The organism is Streptomyces cinnabarinus, assembly GCF_027270315.1.
GTDB lineage: Bacteria > Actinomycetota > Actinomycetes > Streptomycetales > Streptomycetaceae > Streptomyces > Streptomyces cinnabarinus.
This window is the reverse complement of sequence record NZ_CP114413.1, coordinates 4062453-4077041: the sequence shown is the minus strand read 5'-3', so window position 1 is coordinate 4077041 and position 14589 is coordinate 4062453. Positions and strand designations below refer to the sequence as shown.

Annotated in this window: 15 protein-coding genes; 7 read left to right on the top strand and 8 right to left on the bottom strand. The window is 72.4% G+C overall.

All coding sequences use genetic code 11. From position 1 onward, the window contains the following. Positions 1-31: 31 nt before the first annotated feature. Positions 32-952: a DUF6891 domain-containing protein gene (locus tag STRCI_RS18240; protein WP_269660019.1), complete on the bottom strand. Its 921-nt coding sequence runs from the start codon at positions 950-952 to the stop codon at positions 32-34. A 55-nt stretch (positions 953-1007) separates the two neighbouring features. Continuing rightward, positions 1008-2156 (bottom strand): thiolase C-terminal domain-containing protein, encoded by a 1149-nt coding sequence (locus STRCI_RS18235; protein ID WP_269660018.1) that lies wholly within the window; start codon positions 2154-2156, stop codon positions 1008-1010. Between the two features lie 91 nt (positions 2157-2247). On the opposite strand from STRCI_RS18235, the gene STRCI_RS18230 reads away from it, so the two are divergent. Then, positions 2248-3681: an acyl-CoA dehydrogenase family protein gene (locus STRCI_RS18230; RefSeq protein ID WP_269660017.1), complete on the top strand. Its 1434-nt coding sequence runs from the start codon at positions 2248-2250 to the stop codon at positions 3679-3681. After that, positions 3678-4157, top strand: coding sequence for a nitroreductase family deazaflavin-dependent oxidoreductase (locus STRCI_RS18225; RefSeq protein WP_269660016.1), 480 nt, complete (start codon positions 3678-3680; stop codon positions 4155-4157). The genes STRCI_RS18230 and STRCI_RS18225 overlap by 4 nt, the downstream gene beginning before the upstream one ends. Positions 4158-4160: 3 nt before the next feature. Here STRCI_RS18225 and STRCI_RS18220 read toward each other — a convergent pair whose 3' ends face one another. After that, the gene (locus STRCI_RS18220; protein ID WP_269660015.1) at positions 4161-4766 is read right to left on the bottom strand and encodes a LysE family translocator; all 606 of its coding nucleotides are present in this window, start codon (positions 4764-4766) and stop codon (positions 4161-4163) included. Between the two features lie 82 nt (positions 4767-4848). On the opposite strand from STRCI_RS18220, the gene STRCI_RS18215 reads away from it, so the two are divergent. Next, positions 4849-5301 carry an Lrp/AsnC family transcriptional regulator gene (locus STRCI_RS18215; protein WP_015659723.1) on the top strand — a complete coding sequence of 151 codons (453 nt, stop codon included), beginning with the start codon at positions 4849-4851 and terminating at the stop codon, positions 5299-5301. 90 nt (positions 5302-5391) lie between these two features. Here the strand turns inward: STRCI_RS18215 and STRCI_RS18210 are convergent, their stop codons facing one another. After that, positions 5392-6039, bottom strand: a complete 648-nt coding sequence (locus tag STRCI_RS18210) for a TetR family transcriptional regulator (RefSeq protein WP_269660014.1) — start codon at positions 6037-6039, stop codon at positions 5392-5394. 122 nt (positions 6040-6161) lie between these two features. On the opposite strand from STRCI_RS18210, the gene kbpA reads away from it, so the two are divergent. The 3 genes from kbpA (at position 6162) to STRCI_RS18195 (ending at position 10092) form a co-directional block, all read left to right on the top strand. Beyond that, on the top strand, positions 6162-6914 hold the full coding sequence (kbpA, locus tag STRCI_RS18205; protein ID WP_269660013.1) for an AfsK-binding protein KbpA: 753 nt from the start codon (positions 6162-6164) through the stop codon (positions 6912-6914). A gap of 168 nt (positions 6915-7082) precedes the next feature. Then, positions 7083-9431, top strand: coding sequence for an outer membrane protein assembly factor BamB family protein (locus STRCI_RS18200; RefSeq protein WP_269660012.1), 2349 nt, complete (start codon positions 7083-7085; stop codon positions 9429-9431). A 169-nt stretch (positions 9432-9600) separates the two neighbouring features. Further along, positions 9601-10092, top strand: coding sequence for a hypothetical protein (locus tag STRCI_RS18195; RefSeq protein WP_269660011.1), 492 nt, complete (start codon positions 9601-9603; stop codon positions 10090-10092). An 11-nt stretch (positions 10093-10103) separates the two neighbouring features. On the opposite strand, the gene STRCI_RS18190 is transcribed toward STRCI_RS18195, so the two are convergent. Genes STRCI_RS18190 through STRCI_RS18180 form a run of 3 tightly spaced genes read right to left on the bottom strand, consistent with a single transcriptional unit; the run spans position 10104 to position 12446 of the window. Then, a complete protein-coding gene (locus tag STRCI_RS18190) occupies positions 10104-10877 on the bottom strand; it encodes an enoyl-CoA hydratase/isomerase family protein (RefSeq protein ID WP_269660010.1) in 774 nt (257 codons plus the stop codon). Continuing rightward, on the bottom strand, positions 10874-11290 hold the full coding sequence (locus tag STRCI_RS18185; RefSeq protein WP_269660009.1) for a Zn-ribbon domain-containing OB-fold protein: 417 nt from the start codon (positions 11288-11290) through the stop codon (positions 10874-10876). The genes STRCI_RS18190 and STRCI_RS18185 overlap by 4 nt, the downstream gene beginning before the upstream one ends. Positions 11291-11297: 7 nt before the next feature. Then, on the bottom strand, positions 11298-12446 hold the full coding sequence (locus STRCI_RS18180; RefSeq protein ID WP_269660008.1) for a lipid-transfer protein: 1149 nt from the start codon (positions 12444-12446) through the stop codon (positions 11298-11300). A gap of 81 nt (positions 12447-12527) precedes the next feature. Here STRCI_RS18180 and STRCI_RS18175 point away from each other — a divergent pair, with 81 nt between their 5' ends. Further along, positions 12528-14081, top strand: coding sequence for a FadD3 family acyl-CoA ligase (locus tag STRCI_RS18175; RefSeq protein WP_269660007.1), 1554 nt, complete (start codon positions 12528-12530; stop codon positions 14079-14081). Positions 14082-14110: 29 nt separating this feature from the next. Here STRCI_RS18175 and STRCI_RS18170 read toward each other — a convergent pair whose 3' ends face one another. Next, positions 14111-14563 (bottom strand): phospholipase, encoded by a 453-nt coding sequence (locus STRCI_RS18170; RefSeq protein ID WP_269660006.1) that lies wholly within the window; start codon positions 14561-14563, stop codon positions 14111-14113. Positions 14564-14589 lie beyond the last annotated feature (26 nt).

The window sequence follows — 14589 nt, the reverse complement described above, 5'->3', positions numbered from 1 at the left end:
GGCCGCCAGGGCCCGATCCGAACGACAGGCCCTAGCCGATCAGGCGGCGCCGCCAGTCCAGCGGTGTGACGGTGATGGCCTCGCGGGTGTCGCCGTTCCAGTCCGTGCGCAGGCCAGCCGCTTCGAGGGCGGTCACGACCTCGTGGCCGACGGCCGCCGTGGTGTCGGGGGAGTTGTCGAAGCCGCCGTAGAGGAGCATCAGGCCCTGGCCCGCGGCGGCGGAGTCCGTGCACTGGCTGTGGAAGTAGACGTAGCCGCGGGCGTCGGGCTCGCCGGCGCCGTGGATCTCGGACTGGCCGCAGCTGCGGCAGCAGGTGAAGTTCTCGCGGGCGGTGATTCCGGCGGCCCGCAGTGCGGTGAAGGCGCGGGTGAGGCGCTCGGGGTCGGTCTCGCCGTGCCAGGTGGCCTGCTCCGCCACGCGCTCCAGCCACAGCCGGTCGGCCAGGGCCCGGGCCTGCTCCGGTGACACGGGTCGGCGACGGCCGCTGACCAGGTACTCCTCGGTGAGTTCGGCCAGTTCGGCACGGGTGGCGTAGCCGCCGGCCAACGCCTCGCGGACGCGGTCCTCCAGCGTCCGGCGATCCTCGTCGGCGAGCGTGAGCGGCGGCACCTTGGGCTCGGGGCCCAGGTCCAGCAGGGACCAGGTCAGACCGCCGCCGTCCCATCCGGGCTGATGGCGCGCCCAGCCGACGATCGCCGCGAGCACGGTCCCGGGGTCGTCGGCAAACGTCTGGAAGTGCCGCTCGGCGGAACCGGCGCGGTGCTCCAGGGTGTAGTCGCCACCGGCCTCGTGCCAGACCTGGATGTAGACGTCGGGGAGGTCCGGTATCTGCTGGACCACCAGGAACTGGTCCCTCTTGCCGCCGATCCGCCGGACCAGCCCGGCCAGTTCCTCCGCGGACGGGCGGATGTGCCGCCTCCGGTTCTCTTCCTCCACCACGATTTCGAGCATGCGCAGACTGTGGCACACACCTCTGACATCCGGACCGGGCGGGATGTGATCGCCGCTACCGGCCCAGGACGACCGTCCCCGACGAGCAGAACCACCCGCCCGTCCCGGATGCCACCGCGAGGCGCGGCACGTGGCCGTCGGCGCCCCGGACCTGCCGCGCCGCGCCCTCGCCCCGCAACTGCCGTACCGCCTCCACCAGCAGGAACAGGCCCCGCATCCCCGGATGCTGGGCGGAGAGCCCGCCGCCGTCGGTGTTCAGCGGGAGTTCGCGGGACTGGATGAAGGCGCCGCCCTCGCCCTTCTTGCAGAAGCCCAGGTCCTCCAGGGTGACCAGCGGCATGTAGGTGAAGGCGTCGTAGATCTGGGCCAGGTCGATCTCCGCGGGGCGGACGCCCGCCCGCTCGAAGGCCAGGCGTCCGCTGACCGCCGCCGGGGAGACCGTGAAGTCCGGCCACTCGGACATCGTGGCGTGGGAGACGTGTTCGCCGGTGCCGAGGACCCACACGGGCTGCTTGCGGCAGTCCCGGGCGTACTCCTCCGCCGCCAGCAGGACGGCCGCGCCGCCGTCGGAGCGGATGCAGCAGTGCAGCTTGGTGAAGGGGTCCGCGATCATCGGCCCCGACAGGACGTCGTCGACCGTGATCGGGTCGCGGAACATCGCCTCGGGGTTCAGCGCCGCGTGCTGTCTGGCCTGCACCGCCACCTCGGCCAACTGCTCGATGGTCGTGCCGTGTTCGATCATGTGGCGGCGCGCCGCCATCGCGTACTTGGCGATGAGGGTGTGGCCGTAGGGGACCTCGTACTGGAGGGGCCCGCGGGCGCCGAAGGACAGGTTCCCGGTCCGGCGGCCCGCCCTGATGTCCGCGCGGGCCGTGGAGCCGTAGGCCAGGAGGACGGCGTTCGCGTGTCCCGCGGCGATCGCGTCCGCCGCGTGGGCCGCCATGACCTCCCAGGTCGAGCCGCCGACGGAGGTGGAGTCCACCCAGGTCGGGCGCAGGCCCAGGTACTCGGCGACCTCGACCGGCGCGAGCACCCCGGTGCCGGCCGAGGCGAAGCCGTCGATCAGGGCGCGGTCGAGACCGGCGTCCGCGAGCGCGCGGCGGGCCGCCTGGGCGTGCAGTGTGTAGGGGGTCGCGTCGTCGACCCGGCCGCAGTCGGAGAGGGCCACCCCGACCACGGCGACTTTGCGGTTTCCGGCAGTCATGACTGGTCTCTCCCGTCAGTGCATCCCTCTGTGCATCTGGACCCGGCCCTCCTAATATGACGGACCGTCAGATTCGGAGGAAGGGGCAGCCATGGATGCCGGGTTCACCGCCGAACAGAACGAGATCCGCCGGACTCTCCGTGAACTGCTGCACAAGCGCTGCGGACCCGAGGAACTGCGCGCCGCCGTCGACAGCCCCGCCGGGCACGACCCCGTCCTGTGGACCGCCCTCTCCGACCAGCTCGGCCTGCCGGGTCTCGCCCTGCCCGAGGCGTACGGCGGGGCCGGCTGCTCGGCGACCGAACCGGCCCTGGCGGCGGAGGAACTGGGCCGTGCGCTGGCCCCCAGCCCCTTCCTGGCCACCGCGGTCCTGTCCGCCCCGCTGATCCTCGCCCTCGGCACCGAGGCCCAGCGCGCCGACCTGCTGCCCCGTATCGCCGACGGCCTGCTCACCTGTGCCCTCGCCGCCCCCGCCCGCTGTCTGGCGCTCACCGGCGACAACCGCGGGGACTGGGCCGGAGGAGGGCGCGCGGGCGGCGTACAGGCCCGCCGGGCGGGGGACGGCTGGCGCCTGTACGGCGAGATCGAGCAGGTCCTCGACGGCCACAGCGCCGGAATCCTGCTGGTCGCCGCCCACACCGGCGGCTACGCCCGCTCCCGCACCGACCTCTTCCTGGTCCCCGGCGACGCCGGCGGACTCCGCCGGACACGGCAGACCGCCCTCGACTCCACCCGCCCCCTGGCCCGGCTCCAACTCCGGGACGTCGAGGCGACGTTGCTGGGTGAGGGCGACGCCGACGTCCCCGCCGCCCTCACCCGCCTCGGGAGCACCACCGCCGCGGTCCTGGCCTGCGAGGCGGTGGGCGCCGCCGACCGGGCCCTCGAACTGACCGTGGACTACGCGAAACAACGCGAACAGTTCGGCCGCCCGATCGGCTCCTTCCAGGCCGTGAAGCACCGCCTGGCCGACGTATACGTCCAGCTCCAGGCAGCGAGGTCCGCCGCCTATTACGCGGCGTGGGCCGCGGGCCACGGGCAAGCGGCCGGGGCGGCCGGGGGCCAGGAGGTCGCCGGAGACGTGGTGCGTCGGCGGGAGGCCGGGTTCGTGGGTGTCCCCGGGCGCGATGGATCCGCCGTGCGCCCGGGGGCGGTCGTGGGGGTCGGGGGCCGGGAGGCGGCTGGGGCTGGTGCGGGCCAGGAGGCCGCCGGAGGCGCGGTGGGCCAAGGAGGCGCGGGCGCCGTCGGCCCCCCTGCCCCCGCCGGATCCACCACCCCCCACCAGCCCTCCCACCCCCAGGACCGCGTAGGCGTCCTCGCGCTGGCGCAGGCGCTGGAAGCGCTGCGCTCGGCCGCCGGTGAGGCGATTCAGCTGCATGGAGGGATCGGGTTCACCTGGGAGCACTGCGTGCAGCTGTACTTCAAGCGGGCCGCGGGTGACGAGTTGCTGTTCGGGCCCGTGCACCGGCTTCGGGCGTACGCGGCTGACGCGGCGCGACTCTTCGAGGCGAAGGACGTGACGGTGTGATCGGGGTGCGGATGGTGCAGAAGGTGTCCTCGACGCGCGGCTTCGCCAAGGTCGCCCCGCATGTGATCCCGGCGCTCGACCGGGCCGTGCACCGGCTCACCCGGGGCCGGGTGCTGCTCAGCGCGCAGCTGCTGCCCGGGGTGATCCTGACCTCCACCGGCGCCCGCAGCGGACTGCCCCGCCGGACCCCGCTCGCCTGTATGCCGGAACCCGAGAAGGGGACCTGGATCCTGATCGGCTCCAACTTCGGCCGGCCGGGGCATCCCGCCTGGACCGCCAACCTGCTCGCCCATTCCGACGCCGAGATCAGTTGGAAGGGCACCGATATCGCCGTGACCGCGGAGCTTCTCCAGGGTGAGGAGCGGGCGGCCGTATGGCAGGCGGCGCTCGCCTTCTGGCCGCCGTACGCCACCTATCAGGCGCGGGTGGAGCGGGAGATCCGGCTGTTCAGGGTCGTACGCAAACCCTTGCCGTAGATGTCACAGCGTGTGCTGGACCAGCAGGAACGCCCCGATGCCGAGCATCGCCGCCCCGGAGGTCCGGGTCACCGCGCGGGCCGCCGCGGGGCGGGCACCGAGTACCGCTCGGGCGCCGAGGCCGACCGCCAGGTACACGGCGGCGCAGCACGCCATGTGGAGCAGGCCGAGGGTGGCCGTCTGGGCGGGCACCGGCAGTCGGCCATCGCCCGTGACCAGGAACTGCGGCAGCACCGACAGATACAGCAGCAGCCCCTTCGGGTTCAGGCCGCTGATCATCGCCCCGCGCAGGAAGACGCGGTCCCCCGTGGCCGCCGCCTCCCCGGGCACCCCCGGCCGCCGCAGCACGCTCCACCCCAGCCACACCAGATACGCCGCTCCGGCCACCGTCAGCCCGGTCAGCAGCGCGGGCCGGCTCGCGACCAGGACGGCGAGGCCCGCCGCCGCCAGCACCGTGTGCAGGGCGTAACCGCTCACCAGACCCGCCACCGCCCGCGTCACCGCGCCGCCGCGCAGCCCCGCCGAGATCACATACGCCCAGTCGGCGCCCGGCACACAGACCAGCAGCAGATCCAGCGCGAGGAAGGAGATGAGGGTTCCGGATTCCATGAAGGGGACATTAGGCTGGAATGGCCCGAAAGTGTTGTCGAAGTTTGCTCGGCACATCCTGAAGTGGGGCAAGATTTACCCCATGGACGACGTGGACCGGAAAATTCTTGCCGAGCTTCAGCAGGACGGGCGGCTGACCGTGACCGAGCTGGCCGGACGGGTGCGGCTGAGCGTCTCGCCCTGTCACCGGCGGCTCAGGGAGCTGGAGCGGTCGGGCGCGATCAGCGGCTACCGGGCCGTCGTGGAGCCGACCGCCGTGGGGCTCACGTTCGAGGCGCTGGTCTTCGTCTCGATGCGGCAGGAGGACCGGGACACGGTCGTCGAGTTCGAGCGGGCCATCGGCGAGATCGAGCACGTCCTGGACGCCCAGCGGCTGTTCGGCGAACCGGACTATCTGCTCCGGGTCGCCACCGCCGACCTCGCCGCCTTCCAGCGGCTCTACGACGAACGGCTGGCCACCCTTCCCGGGGTGCAGCGGCTGACCTCGACGCTGGTGATGAAGCACGTGGTACGGGACCGCCCGCTCCCCGCATAGCTCCGTACAGCACAGCAGGCGGCGTCCACGCGTACGTGGACAACCGCCTGCCAGACAGGACTTGGGGCCTGGAAAGAGAGGTGGGCGCGGCTACTTCGTGGGCTTCTTGCCCGTCACGCCCAGATGGACCAACAGCGCCAGGTTCGGCTTGAGTTCGGCCTGCTTGACGCCCCAGGTCTGGAAGCCCTTCTGGTGCGAGGCCACCGCCGCGAGCATCGCGACGATCGAACCCGCCACCGCGGCCGGGTTGACGTCCTTGTCGACCTTGCCCTTGGCCTGCAACTCCGCGACCGCGTCCGCGAGGGAGTTGTTCACCGAGTTGAGGATCTTCATCCGGAGCTTGTAGAAGCGTTTGTCGCCCTCGGCGGCACCGAGGTCGACCACGCGCAGGATCGCGTCGTTCTTCTTCCAGAACTCCAGGAATCCGTCGACGAGTTCCTGTGCGGTCTGCCAGCCGGACTTGCCGACCCAGGAGCGGCCCTCGAGGAGTTCGGTCAACCCGGCGCCCTCGGTGGCCATTTGCTCGGCGATCTCCAGGACGGCGCCCTCGACGTCCGGGAAGTACTGGTAGAAGGTGGCGGGCGAAGTGCCCGCCTTCCGGGCGACATCGATGACTTTGACGTCCCGGTAGGGGGAGGAGCTGAGCATCTCGCTGAGGCAGTCGAGCAGCTTCTGCCGGGTCGCCTGCCCACGCCGGCCGGCCACGCGGCCGTCGACGGTACGCACTTGTCCTGTCATGCCGTCAGCTTACCGAGGGGTGATCGGAGCGCGATTCGGCCGACTGCAAATGGGGTGCACGAGTGCCGAGAGCCTGGTGTGCCTGGTCTGCGGGGTGCGTAAGGGGCCGTTACTTTGGCGACATGGCCGAAAACAGGGCATCCGGGGATGCATCCGGGTTTGCGGAGGGCGTCCCCTGCTGGGTGGACGCCCAGCTCCCCGACGTCGAGGCGGGCAAGCGGTTCTACGGTGAACTCTTCGGGTGGGACTTCCCCAAGGAGGAGGAGCCGTACGCGCTGAAGGACGGGGAGCGGGTCGCCGCGCTCGTCCCCAAGGTGGACGGGCGGATGCCGACCGTCTGGACCGTGTACTTCGCGACCCCGGACGCCGTGGCCCTGGTCCGGCGGATCCGGGAGGCGGGCGGGCAGATCGTCACCGCGCCCGTGGAGACCGGGGCCGGGGAGGGGACGACCGCTCTGGTCACCGACGCCGAGGGCGCCGTCTTCGGGCTCTGGCAGGGGGAGGGGCACCCCGGCTTCGGCCGCCGCCACGAACCCGGCGCCTTCGCCTGGGTGCAGCTGTACGCCCGGGACACCGAGGCCGCCAACGACTTCTACGGCCCGCTCTTCCACGAGGCCCTGTTCGGCCCCGACGCCGAGCCCGACTTCGGCCGCGCCCCCGTGTCCGACGTCTTCCCCGCCGTGATGCCGCCGCACTTCCTCGTCCACTTCGGCGTGGCGGACTGCGCGGAGTCCGTCGGCGAGGTGCTGCGGCTCGGCGGACGCGTCCAGGCGCCACCCTTTGAGACGTCGTACGGCACTGTGGCCGTCGTCACCGACAATCAGGGGGCCTCGTTCGCGCTGCTTCAGCGCTCCGAGCGAGAATCCGGCGCTTAAACTGAGGCTTTTGTCAGGAGACACCCCGATTCGACCCCTGGTTCGCAACCGCGCCCGGGTACAGGAAGAATCGGGGTGCGTGCCGCCATGGCGGTGCGGTGGTGAGACGCTGCACGGGGTCGCGTACATACGTGGGTGACGCGGCCCGTACGGGGAGGTGGCAGGGAAGTGGTGGATCAGCTGACACAGCACGATCCGCGGCGTATCGGGCCGTTCGAGGTGCTGGGACGGCTGGGCGCCGGCGGCATGGGGCTGGTCTATCTCGCGCGCTCGGCGTCCGGCCGACGGGTGGCGATCAAGACGGTCCGTACGGAGCTCGCCGAGGACCAGCTCTTCCGGGTCCGCTTCACGCGCGAAGTGGAGGCGGCCCGCGCCGTCTCCGGCTTCTACACCGCGGCCGTCGTCGACGCCGACCCGCGCGCCGCCGTGCCGTGGCTGGCCACCGCCTACGTCCCCGCGCCCTCCCTCGAAGAGATAGTGAACGAGTGCGGGCCGCTCCCGGCCCAGGCGGTGCGCTGGCTGGCGGCGGGTGTGGCGGAGGCCCTCCAGTCGATCCACGGCGCCGGACTCGTCCACCGTGACCTCAAGCCGTCGAACGTCCTGGTCGTCGAGGACGGCCCCCGGGTGATCGACTTCGGTATCGCCTCCGGTGTGTCGAACACCCGTTTGACCATGACGAACGTCGCCGTCGGCACTCCCGCCTACATGTCGCCCGAGCAGGCGAAGGACTCCCGCAGCGTCACCGGCGCCAGCGATGTCTTCTCGCTCGGCTCGATGCTGGTCTTCGCGGCGACCGGCCACCCGCCCTTCCACGGCGCCAACCCGGTCGAGACGGTCTTCATGCTGCTCAGGGAGGGCCCCGACCTGGAGGGTCTGCCGGACGAGCTGCGCCCGCTGATCGAGTCCTGTATGCAGATGGAGGCGACGGGCCGCCCCAACCCCGCCGACCTCCAGTCCCAGCTCGCCCCCCACCTCTTCGGCTCCGGCTCCGATGACAGCGGTACGGCGTCGGCGTGGCTGCCCGAGCGGGCGGTGAGCCTGATCGAGGCGCGGCGCAACGGCCGCCCCCCGGCCAAGCCCACGACCGGCGCCGGGGGCCGCAGCGGCGGCCGGATGGTCCCGCCGCCGCCCGCCCACGACCCGGTCGTCCCCGCGCCGGTGCCGGTCGGCGCCCCCGACACCGGGCCGGTGCGCCTGGCCGGCGCCCAGGTGCCGATCGGACCGGGACCGCGCGTCGCCGACGCCCGCGCCGCCGCCGTGAAGGCGCCGCCGCCGGAGGCGGGCCTGGTCGCCTCCTGGGCCAAGCCCCGGCCGGGCGTCAACGGCACCGACTCCGCCGTCGGCCCCGCGGTCCCCCCGGCGCCCGCCGCGCCCCCGGAGACGGCGAGCGGCTGGCGGCCCTGGCGGTTCCGGATGTCCAACGACGTGTGGGGCACCCCGGCGGTCTCCGGTGACCTGGTCTACGTCACCTCCTTCGAGGTGCACGCGCTGGACGTCGGCACCGGCCGCCGTCGCTTCAAGACGAGAGACGTCGCCTGGTCGATGGCGGTCGCGGACGGCCGTATCCACGCCTCCGACGGACCCACCCTGTTCGCGCTGGACTGCCGCGAGGGCGGCGATCTGTGGCGGCTGCCGACGGACGCCTGGGTGTACTCCCTCAAGGCCGAGCGCGGCACCGTCGTCACCGGCACCCGCGGCGGCGGGGTGCAGGCGTGGGAGGCGTCCACCGGCCAGAAGCTGTGGGAGCTGGCCGGCGCCCAGAGCGACTTCGAGTCCCCCGAGGCGGGCCCCGCGCTGCACGAGGGCACGGTCTACGTCTGGCAGGACGCCCGGCTGCGCGCCCTGGACGCCCGCACGGGTGACGAGCGCTGGTCGTACCCGATCGGTGACGCGGCCTCCTGCGGCGGGGTTCCGGTACGGATCGCGCCGGCCCCCGACGGCTATGTCTACGTCTCGGCCGGCACCCGGGTGCTGGCCCTGGACGTCGCCTCGGGACAGGTCCGCTGGCACTTCGAGGCCCCGGCGGTCTTCCTGTGCCCGCCCGCCTTCGTGCCGGGCCCCGCGGTGACGGGCGGCGGCGTCTACCTCGCCGACTACCTCGGCACGGTGTACGCCCTGGACGCCACCGACGGCCGCGACCGCTGGCGGATCGCCACCGAGTCGCGGTCCTCGATCGAACCGGTGCTGGTGGCCGCGGGCCATGTGCATGTGGGAAGCGGCAAGGGCCTGTACACGCTGGACGCGGTCACCGGAACGCCCAAGTGGCGCTTCCAGGCGGGCGGCGACATCGTGGGCGCGCCCTCGGTAGCCGAGGGCCGTATCCACTTCGGCTCCACCGACCACCTGCTGTACACCCTCAAGGCGGACGACGGGCGGCTGCGCTGGAAGCTGGCCACCGGTGGTGAGATCACCGGCTCGCCGGTCGTCCAGGACGGCGTCGTCTACGCGTGCAGCAAGGACCGTTGTGTCTACGCGCTGGACGCGGAGAAGGGCACGGGCACCGCGCGTACCGCTTGATGTCAGGGGCGCGGGACGGCCGTCGTGCCGGTGCACGGAAGGGGGCCGGACGGCGGCCGTCGCTGCCGGGAGCGGACCTGGCGCCGCTCTCACCCCAGACGCTACGCCGGGGACGTCACGGTCGCCACGCGGTGACATGACCGTGACAGGTGCTCGTTAGAGTGCCGGTATGGATCTTCGGGGGCGCAAGCTCAAGTTCACAGCAGTAACGGCAATGGTGGTCCTGGCGCTGACGGGCTTCTCGTCCGGCCGCGGCCACGGCGGCGGAGGCGACGGCGACTCGGGTGGTGGGTGCAGCAGCTCCAGCCAGAACCATGACAGTTCGTCGGGCTCGCGCGACGACGATGACGACGACACCGGCTCGGGCTCGGGTTCGGGCGACGCCGGGACGCTCGCGGAGGAGGCGACGGTGCGGCTGGTGAGCTGCGCGAGCGCGGCGAACCCCTACGCGGTCGTCGAGGTCACCAACCCCAACAGCACCGCCGACGACGTCACGGTCGTCGTCACCTTCCTGGACGCACAGGACTCCGTGGTCGACATGCAGACCGTGGACCAGTCCGTCCCGGCCAACGACACGGTGGAGGTCCAGGTCGACCTCACCAGCACGGCCGCGGCGGCGGACATCTCCCGCTGCGAGGCCGAGCTGATGCCCCAGGCCTGACCGGCCGGCGATCACCTCACGCGGTACTCCCCGGTGCGGCGGGCGGCGAACAGCTCCGCCTGCCGCCCGGCGGACAGGTTCCCCAGGGCGATGAGCTGCGGCGCCCGGCCGAGGACCTGGGCGCGCGCGGCCTCCTGGGCGGCCCACAGGGCCCGCACGGTGCCCTGCACGGCCGCCGCCGGATAACCGGCGAGAACGGCGGCGCACCGGACCGCCGCCGCCACATCCCCGCCGTCCTCCGTGATTTCGGAGACGAGTCCCATCTCCTGGGCGCGCCGGGCGGAGATCCGCTCGGCGGTGCCCATCAGCATCATCCGCGCGAGCTCCCCGGCGGGCATGCGCGTCGCCATCAGCATCGACTCGTACGCGCTGACCATGCCGTAGGAGGTGTGCGGGTCGAAGAACTCCGCGGTCGGGTCGGCGACGAGGAAGTCGCACTCCGCGAGCAGATAGAAGGCCCCGCCGCAGGCCATGCCGTGCACGGCGGCGACGACCGGTTTCCACAGGTCGTTGGACTTGGGCCCGATGCCCAGGAGCGGATCGTCCTGCATGTAGGGCGAGTTCGGCTGCGGCACCACGGCGTCCCGGTCGATCCCCGTGCAGAAGGCCCGCGCCCCGGCGCCGGTGAGCACGAGGGCACGCACGGAGTCGTCGAACCGGAACGCCCGCCAGGCGTCGCCGAGTTCGCGTGCCGTCCTCAGGTCGAGGGCATTGAGCCGGTCGGGCCGGTCAAGGGTGACGACGGCGACGCCACTGTCCTTGTCGATGGCGATGTCCAGGCTCACGGCCGCTCCAGAACCCACTGCGGCAGCCCTTCCGGACCGAACACCACCTGCACCCGCGCCCCGATGCGCACCCGGTCCGGCTCCACCGCGTCGAGCGGATCACCGGCCCGCGTCACCAGATTGCCGACCATCCGGATGCGGGGCGCGTCGACGAGCTCGACGAGCACGACGTTGTACGGCGCCAGCGCCGCGTAGTCGGGCAGCAGGGGCGGATGGGGGACGACGTAGGACCAGATCCGCCCGTGTCCGCTCACCGGCCGCCAGTCCGTCTCGAAGGACTGGCAGTGCGGGCAGCAGGGGCGGGGCGGGAAGCGGGGCTCGGCGCAGTCGGCGCAGATCTGGACGCGGAGTTCGCCCTCGGCGGCGTACCGCCAGAAGGGGGCGCCGTCGGCGTCGGTCACGGGGGCCAGCATCCTTCGATCAACTCCTCAGGAGCAGCGCGGAGGTGGGGACTCCCTCGCCCGCGGTGACGAGGCAGGAGGCGGCGCCCGGGACCTGGGCGGTACTGGTCCCGCGGAGCTGTTTGACGCCTTCGGTGATGAGGTTGAAGCCGTGCACGTACGCCTCGCTCAGCCCGCCGCCCCCGGTGTTCAGCGGCAGCCGCCCGCCGATCTCCAGGGCCCCGCCCTCGGTGAACGCCCCACCCTCGCCGCGCCCGCAGAAGCCGTAGCCCTCCAGGGAGAGCGGGACGAGCGCGGTGAAGGCGTCGTAGATCTGGGCGACGTCGATGTCCTGCGGGGTGAGGTCGGAGTGCTTCCACAGATGCCGGGCGGCGGTCCAGGCGGGCCCGGTGAGCGGGTCGTCGTTCCAGTAGTTGACCATGCCGTGATGCTGGGCGGGCAGTCCCTGGGCGGCGGAGTGGACGTAGACGGCCCGCCGGGCGCAGTCCCGGGCCCGCTCCGCGCTCACCACCACACACGCCAACGCGCCGTCGGTCTCCAGGCAGTTGTCGTAGAGGCACAGGGGCTCGCTGATCCAGCGGGAGGTCATGTACATCTCGCGGGTCAGGGGGCGGTCGTACATCACGGCCGCCGGGTTCTGGTTGGCGCGGTTGCGGCAGGCGAGGGCGACGTTGAAGAGGTGGTCGCGGGTGGTGCCGTACTCGTGCATGTGGCGGCGGGCGAGCATGGCTATCTCGTCGACCGGGCGGAGCAGTCCGTAGGGGCGGGTCCACTGGGCGGGCGTGGGGAGTTGGACGTCGGTATTGGTCCAGGGCCGCCGTCCCGACCCCCGCTTGCGGGAGCGCCACGCGACCCCCACGGTGGCCTGTCCCGAGGCGATGGCGGCGGCGAGATGGGCGACCGTGGCGCACGAACCGCCGCCGCCGTAGCCGACCTTGCTGAAGAAGGTGAGGTCGCCGAGGCCGACGGCCTTGGCCAGCTCCACCTCGTCGGTCTCCTCCATCGTGTAGGAGGCGAGCGCGTCGACCTCGCCCGGGGCGATCCCGGCGTCGTCCAGCGCGGCGAGCACCGCGCGACAGGCCAGGGTGCGCTCGTCCTCGGGAAGTTGCCTGGCGAACGAGGTCTGTCCGATCCCGACGATCGCGGTGGCGTCCTTGATTCCGGCCATACTCCCGCCCCTCCCGTCTGCTGACAGGCCGTCAGGCTACAGCTAATCTGACGGACAGTCAGCTAGAGGTTGGGGGCTGTTGTGCGCGGTGACGTGGAGTGGGGCGACATCCCGGGACTCGTCCGCGGTGCGGCCGAGCGGTACGCCGACACCGAGGCGGTCGTGGAGGGCCGCACCCGGATCTCGTACGGCGAACTCGGCGCCCGGGTCGAGCGGTCGCAGGCCGCCTGTACGGCCGCCGGGGTATGGCCGGGCGACCGGGTCGCCGTCTGGGCGCCGAACACCCTGGACTGGATCGTGGCGGCGCTGGGCGCGGTGTCGGCGGGGGCCGTGCTGGTCCCGCTGAACACGCGGTTCAAGGGCATGGAGGCGGCGGATGTGCTGCGCCGCAGCGAGGCGCGACTGCTGTTCGTGACGGGGACGTTCCTCGGGACGTCGTACGTGGCCTCGCTGCGGCGGGCGATGGTCGAGGGCCCGGGGCTGCCCGCGCTGGAGCGGGTGGTGGTGCTGGCGGACGACGCCCCGGCGGACTTCTGGACCTGGAAGGACTTCCTGGCGGGCGGGGAGGGCCTGGTGGCCGGGCCGGTCGACGTGGGCCCGGAGGCGCCCTCGGACATTGTCTACACGTCCGGGACGACGGGCCGCCCCAAGGGCGCGGTGATCACCCACGCGCAGACGCTGCGGGCCTACGAGGTGTGGAGCGACCTGGCGGGACTGCGGACGGGCGACCGCTATCTGATCGTGAACCCCTTCTTCCACACCTTCGGCTACAAGGCCGGGGTGATCGCCTGTCTGATGCGCGGGGTGACGATGATCCCGCAGCCGGTGTTCAACGTGGACACGGTGCTGGCGAACGTGGCGGCGGAGGGGGTGACGGTACTGCCGGGCCCGCCGACACTGCTGCAGTCCCTGCTGGACCACCCCTCCCGCCGCTCCTTCGACCTCTCGTCGCTGCGGCTGGTGGTGACGGGGGCGGCGGTGGTGCCGCTGCGGCTGGTGGAGCGGCTGCGCTCGGAGCTCGGGGTGGCGACGGTGCTGACCGCGTACGGCCTCTCGGAGGCGAGCGGCATCGTGACGATGTGCCGCCGCGGCGACGACCCGTCGGTGATCGCGTCGACGTCGGGCCGGGCGATCCCGGGCACGGAGGTACGGGTGGACGCGCCCGCGGGGGAACCGGGTGAGGTCCTGGTCCGCGGCTTCAACGTGATGCGCGGCTACTGGCGGGACGAGGCGGCCACGGCGGAGACGCTGACGCCGGACGGCTGGCTGCGCACGGGCGACGTGGGCGTCTTGGACGCCCAGGGCTGTCTGCGCGTGACGGACCGGATCAAGGACATGTACATCGTCGGCGGCTTCAACGCGTATCCGGCGGAGATAGAAGGGTTGTTGGGCCTGCATCCGGACGTGGCCGAGGTGGCGGTGATCGGGGTGCCGGACGCGCGGCTGGGCGAGGTCGGCAAGGCGTACGTGGTCCGGCGGCCGGGCGCGCTGCTCACGTCCGACGACCTGATGGCCTGGTCCCGCCGGGAGATGGCGAACTACAAGGTGCCGAGGTCGGTGGAGTTCGTGGCGGAGCTGCCGAGGAACGCGAGCGGGAAGGTGGTGAAGGGGGAACTGCGGGGCACCGGCGGGTGACCGGTGCCCCGTCCTGGCGCTCCCGCGGCTCAGCCGAAGGCGCGGACGGCCTGGTAGTAGGTCCAGGCGGTGCTGTTGCAGGCGGTCTTGGTGGCGCCGCCGTAGTTGTTGCACACGCGCTTGAGGTCCTCGTAGAAGGCGCTGTCGAGGCGGGACTTGTTGGCGCTGAAGGTGCCCGCGGCCTTGTAGTTGCGATAGCCGAAGTCGTGGCGGGCGCAGGAGAGGGAGAACGGGAAGCCGAAGGGGTTGTCGGGCGAGGAGGAGCAGTAGTCCGTGGACCAGTCGAACCCGTAGGCGGACCAGGATCCCTGGTTGGCCCGGGCGGCGGCCCAGAGGCTGTAGCTGCCGGAGCTGGTCTGGGTCCAACTGGACAGGACCTGGGGCTTGTCGGCGGGAGCGGCGTCGGCCGCGGTCGCGGTGGCGACGACGGTGACGATCGCGAGGGTCGAGGTTGCAAGTGCGGTACCGAGTCTGCGGTGCATCCCACACCTCCATGAGGCTGCCGCCC